This window comes from Flavobacterium luteolum (assembly GCF_027111275.1).
In the GTDB taxonomy this organism is placed as follows: domain Bacteria; phylum Bacteroidota; class Bacteroidia; order Flavobacteriales; family Flavobacteriaceae; genus Flavobacterium; species Flavobacterium luteolum.
Genome location: NZ_CP114286.1, coordinates 3,782,596 through 3,797,003 on the forward strand (window position 1 = coordinate 3,782,596; position 14,408 = coordinate 3,797,003).

The 14,408-nt window shown below is 33.6% G+C and carries 12 protein-coding genes; 6 read left to right on the forward strand and 6 right to left on the reverse strand.

The window, feature by feature from the left end:
• Positions 1-78 precede the first annotated feature (78 nt).
• On the forward strand, positions 79-693 hold the full coding sequence (locus OZP10_RS16155) for an acyloxyacyl hydrolase (RefSeq protein WP_281631802.1): 615 nt from the start codon (positions 79-81) through the stop codon (positions 691-693).
• Between the two features lie 55 nt (positions 694-748).
• Here OZP10_RS16155 and lgt read toward each other — a convergent pair whose 3' ends face one another.
• The 5 genes from lgt to OZP10_RS16180 all read right to left on the reverse strand — a co-directional run bounded on the left by lgt (position 749) and on the right by OZP10_RS16180 (position 5,794).
• On the reverse strand, positions 749-1,681 hold the full coding sequence (gene lgt, locus OZP10_RS16160; RefSeq protein WP_281631803.1) for a prolipoprotein diacylglyceryl transferase: 933 nt from the start codon (positions 1,679-1,681) through the stop codon (positions 749-751).
• A gap of 65 nt (positions 1,682-1,746) precedes the next feature.
• Positions 1,747-1,995 carry a membrane protein insertion efficiency factor YidD gene (gene yidD, locus OZP10_RS16165; protein ID WP_008462282.1) on the reverse strand — a complete coding sequence of 83 codons (249 nt, stop codon included), beginning with the start codon at positions 1,993-1,995 and terminating at the stop codon, positions 1,747-1,749.
• A 110-nt stretch (positions 1,996-2,105) separates the two neighbouring features.
• On the reverse strand, positions 2,106-3,587 hold the full coding sequence (gene cysS / locus OZP10_RS16170) for a cysteine--tRNA ligase (protein WP_281631804.1): 1,482 nt from the start codon (positions 3,585-3,587) through the stop codon (positions 2,106-2,108).
• Positions 3,588-3,720: 133 nt separating this feature from the next.
• Complete coding sequence (gene folE, locus OZP10_RS16175) at positions 3,721-4,392, reverse strand: GTP cyclohydrolase I FolE (RefSeq protein ID WP_281631805.1); 672 nt, start codon at positions 4,390-4,392, stop codon at positions 3,721-3,723.
• Between the two features lie 205 nt (positions 4,393-4,597).
• Positions 4,598-5,794: a pyridoxal phosphate-dependent aminotransferase gene (locus tag OZP10_RS16180; RefSeq protein WP_281631806.1), complete on the reverse strand. Its 1,197-nt coding sequence runs from the start codon at positions 5,792-5,794 to the stop codon at positions 4,598-4,600.
• Positions 5,795-5,917: 123 nt separating this feature from the next.
• On the opposite strand from OZP10_RS16180, the gene OZP10_RS16185 reads away from it, so the two are divergent.
• From OZP10_RS16185 to OZP10_RS16205, 5 genes are all read left to right on the forward strand, one after another.
• Complete coding sequence (locus OZP10_RS16185; protein WP_281631807.1) at positions 5,918-7,243, forward strand: PDZ domain-containing protein; 1,326 nt, start codon at positions 5,918-5,920, stop codon at positions 7,241-7,243.
• 149 nt (positions 7,244-7,392) lie between these two features.
• Positions 7,393-10,029 (forward strand): T9SS type B sorting domain-containing protein, encoded by a 2,637-nt coding sequence (locus OZP10_RS16190; protein WP_281631808.1) that lies wholly within the window; start codon positions 7,393-7,395, stop codon positions 10,027-10,029.
• A 31-nt stretch (positions 10,030-10,060) separates the two neighbouring features.
• Positions 10,061-10,987: a PorP/SprF family type IX secretion system membrane protein gene (locus OZP10_RS16195; protein WP_281631809.1), complete on the forward strand. Its 927-nt coding sequence runs from the start codon at positions 10,061-10,063 to the stop codon at positions 10,985-10,987.
• A gap of 10 nt (positions 10,988-10,997) precedes the next feature.
• Positions 10,998-13,127, forward strand: coding sequence for an OmpA family protein (locus OZP10_RS16200; protein WP_281631810.1), 2,130 nt, complete (start codon positions 10,998-11,000; stop codon positions 13,125-13,127).
• Positions 13,128-13,193: 66 nt separating this feature from the next.
• Complete coding sequence (locus tag OZP10_RS16205; RefSeq protein ID WP_177210390.1) at positions 13,194-13,676, forward strand: hypothetical protein; 483 nt, start codon at positions 13,194-13,196, stop codon at positions 13,674-13,676.
• 138 nt (positions 13,677-13,814) lie between these two features.
• On the opposite strand, the gene OZP10_RS16210 is transcribed toward OZP10_RS16205, so the two are convergent.
• On the reverse strand, positions 13,815-14,195 hold the full coding sequence (locus OZP10_RS16210) for a DUF1573 domain-containing protein (RefSeq protein WP_177210389.1): 381 nt from the start codon (positions 14,193-14,195) through the stop codon (positions 13,815-13,817).
• Positions 14,196-14,408: the final 213 nt, after the last annotated feature.

Genomic DNA, 14,408 nt, shown 5'->3' on the forward strand with positions numbered 1-14,408 from the left:
CTTATTCTAAATAAAAAAAAGATCCAGTGAAAGCTGGATCTTTTTTTTATGTTTGTATCTGCCAACCCAAAACAAATTATGATTCTAAGACAAATATTCTTTGTACTTTTTTTATTCGCGGTATTCCAGCTTAAAGCGCAAGAGAAAAGCAGTAATTTCAGAGTAGGTTTGAGTTATGGTTTTGGAAGTGAATTTAGTAACACGGATTATACTTTTGAAAATCATTTTTATAAAGCACAACTCTATTACAAAATAAAAGAGACTACGAATTTTGTTTATGAAGTTTTAATTCAACCCGAAATCAATTTTGGAAAGCACCAATTGCTGAATTATTATTTTGTAAAGCCAGAGACACCCAATTTCGAGCAGAAAAGAATAGAATATATGAGACTAAAAGAGGTGAGGGAATATGTTCTTAATGTTGGTTTTATGGTTAGAAAACCCATTGGTAAGATCTTTTCGGTTTATGCATTAGGAAGTGTTGGTCCACTTATTACAGATACGGAAACAGAAAGAATGTCTAAAGGTTTTGCTTTTGCCGATGTTTTTGCGCTTGGTTTTACTGTTGATTACAATAAATTCCGGTTTGATGTGCGTCCTAGTGTGAGGCATGTTTCGAATGCTGGTTTAGGAAGCAGTAATGCGGGTTATAACACCAAGAATATCGAATTTGGTATTTCGTGTCAGTTATAAAAAGAAAAAGCCCAATATTTTAATATTGGGCTTTTTTTATAATTGTAATTTTTTTTTATGATTCTGCTAAAGGATTTCTCTGTGCTCTAATGACAAAGAAAAGCCCGATAATGATAAATGGTATGCTTAACCATTGTCCTGTTGAAAATAAGCCTAATTCGCTCTCAAAACCGCCTTGACTTTCTTTTACAAACTCCACGATGAAACGTACAACGAATAAAAGCACTAAAAACAATCCGAATAATAGACCAGATTTAAGTCTTGCATTTGTTTTCCAGTATAAAAAGTATAGAATAGCAAAAACAAAAACATAACAGATTGCTTCGTAAAGCTGAGTAGGATGTCTTGAAGGTACTTCGGCTAATAAATTAGCAAATCTTGGGTCTGAAACAATCGCATTATAAGCTTCTTTTGGATCTGCTATTCCTGTTTTTTGAACTGCTTCAGCCTTACTGAATTTATCATGAAGGAAACGGATTCCAAAAGCAGAGTCAGTTTCGTTTCCGATAATTTCTGAGTTAAAGAAATTCCCTAAACGAACAAAGATAGCGCCGCTCGCAACTGGAATTACAACACGGTCTAAAATCCATAATAACGGACGCTTTAATATTTTTTTACTGTAATAATACATGGCAACAATAATCGCAATTGCTGCTCCGTGACTTGCTAATCCTTGGAAACCAGTAAATTGAAATTCTGGTTCGAATCTAATTGGAAGGAAAATTTCTAGTAAATGATTTCTGAAATATTCCCAATCGTAAAATAAAACATGACCTAAACGAGCTCCAATTAAAGTGGCTAATACTGTCCAAACAAATAAAGAATCTAGTTTTTCTATTGATTCGTTTTCTCTTTCGAACATCTTTTTCATTAGGAACCATCCTAAACCAAAAGCAATTACAAACATTAAGCTGTAATAGCGAATCATAAAAAATCCTAAGTTGATTCCCTCAGAAGGATTCCAAACTAAATTTAAGGCGTGTGTCATGTATTGATTTTTTTTATATAGCTGTAAAAATAAATATTTAATGTAAAGTACCGCTTTCTAAAAAGTTAATGTTTGTGGTTGCATTTCTTTTCTGGTACAGGATCATATCCGCTTCTTCCCCAAGGGTGGCAGCTTAAGATGCGTTTAATACCTAAAAAACCACCATAGAACAATCCGTGAATTTGCAGTGCTTGAATCATATAAGTTGAACAAGTTGGTTCAAATCTGCAGGCGGCAGGTGTAAAAGGCGAAATAGCAGTCTGATAAAAACGGACTAACAATACAAAGGGATATATTAGAATTTTTGAAAACATATTTTTTGTATCAGTTAGTTTATAGTGGTCAGTGTTCAGTTTTTTAATGTTTGGATTCAAACTTTGAATCGAGTGAGGACTTAAAAAAAACTGAACACTGATCACTTTTTTTATTGAATGCTAAACGTAGTTCCTTCTTTTCCGTCTTTAAGCTGAATTCCTAAAGCTATTAATTGATCGCGAATCTGGTCAGAAAGCGCAAAGTTTTTATCTGCTCTCGCTTGATTTCTCATTTCGATAAGCATGTTTACCACGCCATCCAATTTGTCGCTATCGCCATCGGCAGCTTTGTCATCGCTAAGTCCTAAAACGTCAAAAACAAAAGCGTTTACTGCTGTTTTGAAATCGTTTAAATCATCAGCAGAGATCGTTTCTTTGCCATCTTTTAATAGATTGATATAACGAACGGCTTCAAACAATTGCGCAATTAAAATTGGCGTATTGAAATCGTCATTCATAGCGTCGTAGCAAAGCTGTTTCCATGCTGCAAAATCTATAGAGCTAGAAGCACTTGCATTGATATTTGGTAAAGCATCTAGTGCTTCCATTAATCTTTTGTATCCTTTCTCAGCTGCAACAATGGCATCATCAGAAAAGTCTAAAATACTTCTGTAATGCGCTTGAAGCATGAAAAAGCGAGTTACAGAAGCAGAAAAAGGTTTACTTAAAATATTATTATCTCCGCTTAAAATCTCACCTGGAAGAATGTTGTTTCCAGTTGATTTTGCCATTTTCTTTCCGTTTAAGGTAAGCATATTGGCATGCATCCAGTAATTTACTGGTGCTTGACCAGTGCAAGCTTCGTTTTGAGCAATTTCACATTCGTGGTGAGGGAATTTTAAATCCATTCCGCCTCCGTGAATGTCAAAATGATTTCCAAGATATTTGGTGCTCATTGCCGTACATTCTAGATGCCATCCTGGGAAACCATCGCTCCAAGGAGAAGGCCATCTCATAATATGTTCTGGCTCTGCTTTTTTCCACAACGCAAAATCCTGTGGATTTCTCTTGTCCGACTGTCCGTCAAGATCACGCGTGTTAACTAACATATCATCGATATTTCTACCGCTTAAAATACCGTAATTATTAGTCTCGTTATATTTTACAACATCAAAATATACCGATCCATTAGCTACATAAGCGATGCCTTTATCGATAATTTTTTTAATAATTTCAATCTGTTCAATAATATGTCCAGTTGCTGTAGGCTCGATACTTGGCGGTAAAAAGTTGAACGCTTTTAGAATGTTATGAAAATCAACAGTATAACGCTGTACTACTTCCATTGGTTCCAATTGTTCTAAACGTGCTTTTTTAGCAATTTTATCTTCACCTTCATCCACATCATCTACAATATGTCCAACATCGGTGATATTTCGAACATAACGAACTTTATAATCCAAATGAAGAAAATATCTAAAAATTACATCAAAAGACATAAAAGTTCTCACGTTTCCTAAATGGACATTACTATATACGGTAGGTCCACAAACATACATTCCAACATTTCCATCATGGATGGGTTTGAAATCTTCTTTTTCGCCAGAAAGCGAATTGTATATTTTGAGCGGTTGACTGCTATATAGTGGCATATTTTTTAGTTGATTTTTTTTAGAAGCTATTCCTACTGTACGCTGTATCTTTTATCTCGTTTCAAAACGAAACCATAAAAGGATGTTGCATCCATTAGGGCTAGATTATAAATATAATAGAAATATTGTATAATTAGAACTGAGTGTCTAGTTTAATATAGTCAAGAAATTCTCTCTTCGTTTGAGGATCTTTGAATTTTCCGCCGAACTCAGAAGTTACTGTACTGCTTTCGATATCTTTAATTCCGCGAGAATTTACGCAAAGGTGTTTTGCGTCGATCACACAGGCAACATCTTCTGTTCCTAGCGCTTTTTGAAGTTCCTGAACAATCTGCATTGTAAGACGCTCCTGTACTTGAGGTCTTTTAGCATAATACTCAACGATACGATTCATTTTTGATAAACCAATCACACGTCCGCTTGAGATATAAGCCACGTGAGCACGTCCAATAATTGGCAGTAGATGGTGTTCGCAAGTAGAATAAACTGTAATGTTTTTTTCTACAAGCATTTCGCCATATTTGTAATTATTGTCAAAAGTGGAAGCTTTTGGCTGTTTTGCAGGATTAAGACCTCCAAAAATTTCTTTTACAAACATTTTTGCAACTCGGTTTGGAGTTCCTTTAATGCTGTCATCTGTCAAATCCATTCCTAATGTTTGCAGAATGCTTTCGACATCTTTTTTAATTTTTTCTATTTTTTCTTCATCAGTGATGTCAAAAGCATCCTCTCTTAAAGGGTTTTTTGCATTACTGCTGAAGTGACTGTCACCTATTTCGTCTAAAAAATCTTCGTTATTTATCATTAAGAACTACTATTATAATGTGGTATATCTTTTTAAGGCGGTAAAGATAATTAATAAATAGGAAACCTATTCTATGGTTTTTAGGATTTAATTGCTGCTTTTTGGATATAATTTAAAATTTGAAGATAAATACTATTATAAAAAATAAAAAAAGACAACAACGAAAAACGTTATTGTCTTTTTAAAGTGTATTATAATGAATTGATTATCTGTTGTTGTAAACTAATAAAGCTTCCTTTAAAATGTTTACGGCTGTAATCAAATCTTTTTTGTTTAAAACATAGGCAATACGAACTTGATTTAGTCCCATTCCAGGTGTCGAATAAAAACCTTTAGCAGGAGCAATCATTACCGTTTCGCCATTTAAATCATAGCTTTCAAGAAGCCATTGTGCAAAATCATCTGAATCCTCTATCGGAAGTTCGGCAATACAATAAAAAGCACCTTTTGGTTTTGTAACCACAACGCCATCAATTTTGTTTAATTCGGCGATTAAAGTATTTCGGCGCTCTTTGTATTCGCCAATTACTTCGTCAAAATAACTTTGCGGTGTGTCTATTGCAGCTTCACAAGCAATCTGTTCAATAGTTGGCGGACTTAGACGTGCTTGAGCAAATTTCATTACAGTTGCCAGAACATCTTTGTTTTTTGTCACCAAACAGCCAATTCTTGCTCCGCACATACTGTAACGTTTAGAAACAGAATCGACCATGATTACATTTTGCTGTACATCTTCTAAATTCATTACCGAAAAATGTACATCATCGCCATCGTATAAAAATTCACGATAAACTTCATCGGCGATTAAGTATAAATCGTGTTTTTTAATTAAATGAGCTAACTGTTTAATTTCGGCTTCAGAATATAAATATCCAGTCGGATTTCCAGGGTTGCAAATCAGAATGGCTTTTGTTTTTGGTGTTATTAGTTTTTCAACTTCATCAATACTTGGCAAAGCAAATCCAGTTTCTATAGTAGAGACAAGAGGCACTACCGTTGCACTTGTAGAAGAAGCAAACGCATGATAATTAGCATAAAAAGGTTCTGGGATGATAATTTCATCTCCAGGATCTGTAATTGTGGCCAGTGCAAAAAGTAAGGCTTCAGAACCACCAGTTGTAACAATGATGTCTTCTGTGTTAACGTTTACGTTTTGGCGCTGGTAAAATTGTGCTAATTTTTTTTTATAGCTTTCATATCCGGCAGACGGACTGTATTCTATAAGAGTCAAATCAATATTTTTTACCGCCTCGATGGCCACTTCCGGTGTCTTGATATCCGGTTGACCAATGTTTAAGTGATACACCTTGTGTCCTTTTTTCTTTGCTAAATCAGCAAAAGGAGCCAGCTTGCGTATCGGAGATTCGGGCATGTTTTTTCCCTTGAGTGAAATTGTCGGCATGAGTATAAATTATTGAAGTGCAAATTTGCATTTTTTTTTCCAATTTAACGTAAACAATACAAGGACTTGCGAAAATGTAACAATAATAAATATATTTACTAATTTTATAATAAAATATTGTCAATGAAAAAATATATAGTATTGTTTTTTGGGTTATTCTTACCTTTTTTGCTTTTCGGGCAAGGCGATTTTTTATTAGAAAACAATGCAACAAAGGCTACGATTCCTTTTAAACTGATTAATAATCTTGTTTTTATTCCTATAAAAGTAAACGGAGTTGAGTTAAATTTCCTTTTAGATTCAGGAGTTGAAGAAACAATTCTCTTTAGTATGGAAGAAAAGCAGGAAGTCAGTTTTAACAATGTGGAGAAAATCAAGCTACGTGGTTTAGGAAGCGAAGAAGAAATAGAAGGCCTAAAATCAACCAAAAATATTCTCGAAACGCATGGTCTCAAATCAAACGACCATATGGTTTTTATTATATTAGATCAAAGTTTTAATCTATCTTCTCATATCGGAATTCCTGTTAACGGAATTATAGGTCATAGATTCTTTAGAAATAACTATGTTGAAGTCAATTATCAGAAGAAGAAAATAATAGTTCATGCCAAAAGTGATAAATATGAGGAAAAACTAAACAAACAGTTTAGATTGATTCCGATAACGGTAGAAAAAGCAAAACCATATATCATGACAACCGCAACTGTGAACAATCAAGAAATTCCGGCAAAGCTTTTAATTGATATTGGAAATAGCGATGCTTTCTGGATTTTTGAGAATGATAAAATTAAACTTCCAAACAAAAACTTTCCAGACTTTTTAGGAAAAGGATTTAGCGGAGACATTGAAGGGCATCGTGCTAAAATTGATAAATTCTCGATTGACGAATTTGATTTCAAAAAACCGATTGTGTCTTTTCCTGATTCTGCCTCAATTCGTAACGTTAAGATGGTTCCAGGACGTATTGGATCTGTAGGGGGCGAGGTCTTAAAACGTTTTACTCTGGTTTTGGATTATAAAGGGAAAAAGTTGTATCTTAAAAAAAACAGCAAATATGGAGAGCCCTTTACGTACAATAAGAGCGGAATCACGATTCAACACAATGGGCTTCAATGGGTACAGGAAACAGTGCATTTAGAAACAGTGCGAGTAGCTTCTACAATGGATGAATTGCAGGACAAAGATAAAAACGATAATAATTTTAAGTATAAATTTGCTCTTAAACCTGTCTATGAGATAGTAAATGTGCGTAAGAATTCTGCGGCCGAAAAATGCGGTTTACGCAAAGGAGATATTGTTGTCAGTATTAATAATGCACAGCCATATAAATATAATCTTGAGCAGATCAATAACCTTTTGAAATCGGAAGATGATATTTGGATTAATATGGAAGTAGAACGAAATAGTGTTGTGCTTAAATTTAGATTTAAATTAGAAGACGAACTGTAAAAACAATTGAATTGTAGTTTGTTTAATTTATTGCAAAACCATGTTTTATGATGCTGTATTACAGAAATCTCTTTTTTTTGTGAAAATAAGTTTGCTGAAAATTAGTTTTTTTGTTAAATATTTTCTTATGTTTAGCAAAAATTTAATCTATGGCAAAAAACTACATAAGCTATTTATATTTTGTATTGTTTTTTATTTTTTTCAATCCCTTTTCTTCAAAATTAGCAGCCCAATGTGCTGGCAATGATAACACAAACGAATTGATTTGTGATGTTACGAATCCTATTTATCAATCTGTAAATTTATTTTCTTTATTAGGTGGTTCTCCTATTCCTGGAGGAACTTGGACAGACAATAATAACCTAAGAGGGCTAAATACTTCTACTGGTGTTTTGAATGCTCAGCTTATTCGTGCAGGAGGAACTTACAAGTATACTTATACAGCTCCTGCAACTTCGGGATGTACAGATAATAAAGCTGTCATTACCATTACCATAGGAGCATACGTTGGGGTTGGATCGGAAGTGACAGTTTGTAATGAAGATGACTCTTTTAATCTTTTTACGGCTTTTGACAGTAAAGTGATGGGGCCACATACAAACGGCAGATTTACTTACATTACAGGAGAGCCTGCCGAAAATCCGATAAAGATTGGGGGTATAAAAACCAAAACTACGCTTCGTTTTGTCTATACCGTACCCGCTGTGCTTGCCTGTTCTCCAGACGAAAAATCGACTAATCTTGAAGTTACAGTTTTGATAGCTCCAAAAGAAGGAAAACCGGAAAATCTAGTTTTATGTGGAACTACTGATTTGGCTGCATACACTGATTTAAATTTAAATGATCAGCTTACTGATGAAGACCCCGGTGGTACGTGGACAGGAATAGGAATAACTTCTCCTACAGATCATAATATTAATCTACAAGAATTGTTTGATGCGAACGGGCCTGGAGAATATGCTTACACTTATAAAGTTTTAGCAATTCCTGACAATAATATATGTCCTGATAAAGAAGCTACAGTAAAAATAACTCTTGAAAAAAGACTTGATTTTACAGGGGCTAAAATCGTAGTTAATAAAGATATCTGCGAATCGGAAATTGCGACAGCAACTTACTCGGCAAAAATTACACAGGGACCAGATGCTATTCCGAATGGCGAATATAAAGTTTCTTATACCGTTGTTGGGCCAGGAATATCTGTTTCAAATGCAAAGACGGCAAATTTTGTAAATGGAGAACTTAATTTTCCAATAGAAACAGCTTATTTTAATCGGGTTGGTAAATACAATATTACGGTCACCAATATAGTATCAACATCAAGTAAAGGAAAATGCGTTAACATTTTTAGTCCATTTGCAACTATTTTAACGATTTATCCGTTACCGCGATTGACGAATGCTTCATTAACAGCAATCCCAGTTTGTCAAAATGATGATGCAGTAATTCAAGTTACTGCACCCAATTTACTAGATGGAAATTATCGTATTTCTTATAATGTGAATGGAGATAATCTTGCTCTTGGTGAAACGGCAGGAATGCTTGCCGCTGGTGGAAAAGCCTCATTTATAGTTCCAGGAAACCTGAATACCAGAAGCGGATTATCAGTAATTACCATTTATAGTATTACCAATATCACAAATCCTGCACCTCAATGCAGTAATACAGCAAATGTAGCTGGAAATCTAAATATAAATCCATTGCCAAATGCAGTAACTGTGGTTGCAAAAGTTAATGATTATTGTTTGAATGCTCCAGTTTCTGTAGCAGTTTCGGGATTAGGAAGTTTAACCAACGCTAGTATCTCTTATACGTTGTCTGAAAGCAATTCTTCATCTGTTCAAACTATTACTAAAGCTGTAACAAATGGTAAATTAGATTTTATAATTCCGGCTGAATTGCTTTTAAATACAGGCACCACAAAAATTACATTATTGAATTTAATCAATACGGTTACAAATTGTGATGTAGACTTAATCAATGTTACAGATGATTTCATAATAAATCCAATTCCGCCAGCGCCAATTGTTCTAGATCAGAATTTTTGTAAAGTTGATGAAGCGGTAATTGCTAATTTAGAACCAAAAGGAACTCAATATAAATGGTATAATTCGGCAACAGCAACAACATCGCTTGCTGCTGATTATGTTTTAAAAACAGAAGATTACTTCGTTAGAGAAACTTCTACAGCAGGCTGTGTTTCAGAACCTGCCAAGGTTACGGTAGTTATTTACGATACTCCTGCACCGGAAATGAATGAAACGGCAGATTTTTGTGGATTGGCAAACCCGAAAATAAGTGATTTGTCTAATAAAACAAATGTTCCGACAACAGTAGCTTGGTATGATGCTGTAGATGGAAATCTATTGGCTTCAACCACCATGTTAGTTCATAATGCAACTTATTATGGGTACGATTTAAATGAAATAACAAGATGCCTATCAGAAAATTATAAAGAAGTAAAAGTTTCACTTCAGGACTGTGAGGTTGCTCAATATGAATTCTTTATTCCAGACGGATTTTCGCCAAACGGAGATGGAGTAAACGATTCGTTTGTGATAAAAGACATTGAATTTTTATATCCAAATTATACACTTGAAATTTATAACAGATACGGAAACGGAATGTATAAAGGAGATAATAATAAACCAGCTTGGGATGGCAAAAACTATGAAAAGAGCGGTATCGCTGGAGGTATTGCGCCCAACGGAGTTTATTTTTATGTACTGCATTTCAATAAAGACAATAAGCCTCCAAAACAAGGACGTCTTTATTTAAATCGCTAAATCTCTTTTACATTTTTAATATAATTTTCAAATGAAAAAAATAATACTCTTTATAAATTTCCTTTTCTGTTTATCCATTTCTGCCCAGCAAGATCCCGAATACACGCATTATATGTACAATATGAGCGTAGTCAATCCAGCTTATGCTACAGGTATTCCTGCCATGATGAATTTTGGAGGATTGTACAGAACACAGTGGGTAGGAGCAGTTGGAGCTCCTAAAACATTTACATTTTTCGGTCACACCGCCATTTCAGATAAAATAGAAGCTGGTATCTCATTTATTTCAGATGATATTGGAGATGGTGCAAAAAAAGAGAATAATGTGTATGCTGATTTTGCATACGTTTTAAAATTGGGCGGACAAAATAAATTATCATTGGGTTTAAAAGCAGGTTTTTCATCCATGCAGACCAATTTTAATGGTTTTCAGTTCACAGATCCTCAGACCGATTTAGCTTTTGCAGAAAATATAAATGCAACAAAACCAAACATTGGAGTAGGAGCCTATTATTTTAGAGATAATCTATATGTTGGATTATCCGTGCCAAATCTGCTGAAATCCAAATACATTGAAGAAAAGTCAGGAATTAATGCTTTTGGTTCCGAAGAAATGCATACTTTTTTAACTGCAGGTTATGTTTTTCAGCTGAACGACGCATTGAAATTGAAGCCAGCATTTATGTCAAAATTTGTAAAAGGCGCACCAATAACATTAGATGTTACAGCCAATGTTCTGTATAACGAAAAATTTGAATTTGGAGCCGCCTATAGAATCGATGATTCGGTAAGTGCATTATTTAATATTAATGTTACGCCGACCCTAAGAGTGGGGTATGCTTACGATTATACCCTCACAAACTTCGGACAGTTTAATTCAGGAACACATGAAATCATGCTGCTGTTCGATTTAGATTTGTTAGGAAAAGGATTTGATAAATCACCAAGATTCTTCTAAAATGAAAAATATGAAAAAACTACTCGTTATTGTATTCGTATTTTCAATACAGTTTATAAGCGCCCAAAGTCAGGAATTAAGCAGAGCAAAACGATTTTTTGACAAAACGTATTACAGCGAAGCTATTGTTTTGTATCAAAAATTAGCAGATGAAAAACCTTCGCAAGAAGTCATTAAAAATCTGGCTGATTCTTATTTCTATACAAACGATTTAGTAAAGGCACAGCGATATTATCGTCTTTTGGTTTCAAGTTACAGTAATAATTTGGATCGAGAATATTATTTTAGATACGCGCAAACTTTAAAAGCAACAAATAGAGACGATGATGCAAATGCCAATTTAAAAGAGTATTATGCTAAATCTGCCAATTCTGAAGATCTTGCCAATTTTGAAAAAGACCTTAAAACTTTAGAAAATGTTACCGCAATTGGTAAGCGTTTTGAAATTAAAAACTTAGCGATAAATACACCGAATTCTGAGTTTGGAGCAGTGAAATACAAAGAAGATCTTGTTTTTGCAGGTGTTAAATTGAAGCCTGGTCTATTCGATAAAAAATACAAATGGGATAACGAAACCTATTTGAATTTGGTTTCAGTTCCGCTTAAAAACATTAATTCGGCAGATTCTATTGTTCATTATTTTGCTAAAGAATTGAAAACCGGAATGCATGAATCGAATGCTGTTTTTACAAAAGATGGCAAAACAATGTATTTTACTCGAAACAATTCTAAAAACGGAAAGAAGAAAAAAGACGATAAGAAAATTTCCAATCTTCAGATTTTTAAAGCAGAATTGGTTGATGGAAAGTGGACTAAAATTACGTCCCTTCCATTCAACAGCCCGAATTATTCGGTTGAGCATCCAGCCTTAAGTCCAGACGAAAAGGTCTTGTATTTTGCTTCAGATATGCCTGGGTCTTTAGGATCTTTTGATATTTATTCGGTTAATATCAATAAAGGTGCATTTGATACTCCAAAGAATTTGGGTCCACAAATTAATACCAATAAAAGAGAGCAGTTTCCTTTTGCTTCGACAGATAATAAATTATATTTTTCTTCAGACGGACATTTGGGGTATGGATCTTTGGATGTTTTTGTTTCTGAAATAAATGGAAGTGAATATTCAAAAGCTGTAAATATTGGACTTCCTTTAAATTCTAATTTAGATGATTTTGCGTTTAATATCGATTCTAATACCAAAGAAGGTTTTTTTGCATCAAATAGAGAAGGAGGAAAGGGAAGCGATGATATTTACCAATTTAAAGAAATAAAAGATTTAATTGTTGAAGATTGCAAACAGTTTATTGCCGGGACGATTATAGATATTGATACGCAATTGGCTTTAGAAAATGCGACGGTACTATTGCAGGATTCAGAAAATAAGACTTTAAATACGATTACCACTTCGGCTGACGGAAAATTTAGTTTTACTGTTGCTTGTGAGACTTCGTATAAAATTAGTGCTTTCAAAGAAAATTATACTAACGCTTCAAAAGTACTGACATTAGACAAAACAAGAGATAAGGTTAATGATGGTTCTTTGGCATTGAAATCTTTAGACGTAATCAAACAAGAAGAAAAACAAATTGCTGAAAACAAGAGAAAGCAAGAAATTATTATTGAAGAAGAGAATAAGAAAAAAGAAGCTTTGGTTGCAATTGAATTAAAAGAAAAAGAGAAAAAGGCCAAAGAAGCGGCTATCGTAGCTGCCGAAGTTAAAAAGAATGAGAAAGTAAAAGAGATATTAGCGAAAGAAAAAGATGTTGTAAAAGACAAAGACAGATTAATCATTAAAACAGATCCGATTTACTTCGATTATGATTTGTGGTACATTCGTAAAGAATCCAAAGTGATTTTAGGCAGAGTTGTAGAATTAATGAAAAAATATCCTGAAATGGTAATCGAAATTGGATCGCATACCGATTCAAGAGGAAATGAAAAATACAATGCCGATTTATCTCAGAAAAGAGCCAATTCAACAAGAGAGTTTATTATTCAATCTGGAATTGAAGCCAAAAGAGTTTCTGCAAAAGGTTATGGTGAATCAGTGCCAATTATAAAATGTAGAACAGACGAATCGTGCTCAGAAGAAGAACACGAATTGAATAGAAGATCTGAGTTTGTAATCAAAAATTTATAAAATTATAGTAAGAAGAAAATCTTTTTTCTTTAATTTTATAGTAGTATCAATAAAATAGAAAAAATTATGAGAAATCTAGCCTTATCTTGTTTGCTTTTATCCTTTGTAGGATTGCAAAGCTGTAAAAATGAAGAAAAACAAAAAGCCGCTGAAGCTGTTAAAGCTGAAGCTGAAACAGTAGTTAGCACTGCTTGCTACAAAGCAATTTATGAAAAGGATACAATAGATTTAAAATTGAATACTTTAAAAAGCGGAAAATTAAATGGAGATATGATTATGAGAGTTGCTCCTTCGACTGTTAGAACAGGAGAAGTTGCGGGTGAGTTTCATGGTGATACTTTATTTGTAGATTATACTTTTAAAGACAATGTGAATGGAGAAAAAACATTCAAAAATCCAATGGCACTTTTAAAACGTAACAATCAGCTTATTTTAGGAAATGGAACCATGCAGACAACAATGGGAGTTACTTATCTAGTAAAAGATAAACCAATTGATTTTGAAAGCGTAAAATACAAGTTTGATTCTGTTGAATGCGCTGCGAAGTAATAAAGAAGAAAGATTTGAGAAGCAAGATGTTTCTCTATGTAGATAGAGAAAAGATTTTAGAAGGAAGATATTTCTCTGTAAAAGTAAAAAGCCGTTTCTTATATAGAAACGGCTTTTGTTATTTAGGTTTTTTAATTTTTATTGAACTTCACCTTTAATTTTAAGGGCTACTCTTCCATCAGGATAGTTTACTGCATTGGTTTCAACAGTAATTGTTTTACGAATTGGCCCTGCAACCATATTATATTTTACATCGATTTTTCCTTTTTTGCCCGGCAAAATGGCTGCGGCAGGTTTAGTAACAACGATTGAACTTACTGTAGATTCTGCACCAGTAATTAATAAAGGAGCATCTCCGGTGTTTGTAAATTCAAAGGAACGAAGTCCATTGTCACCTTTAGAAATTTTTCCATAATCAATTGTATTGTCTGGGGCTGCAAATTCAATTTTTGGGCCGTTTTGAGCATAACTTATTGCGCTAAACAATAAGGCTGCAATAAAAGAGGCTGCATTTTTCATATGAAATCTTTTTTTAATTGTAAGTAAATATACATTCTTTTAATTAACACACAAATTATTATTTCTCTTTTTATAGTCTACTTAATTATTTACTTTTGCTGTCAGTTATAAATACAAAAATTGAACCAGTTTTTTTGTTTAACTGTTTAATCGTTTATTTGTTTAATCGTTGAGATTGATTTATAAATGATTTTTTAAAACAGAAATAAGAAA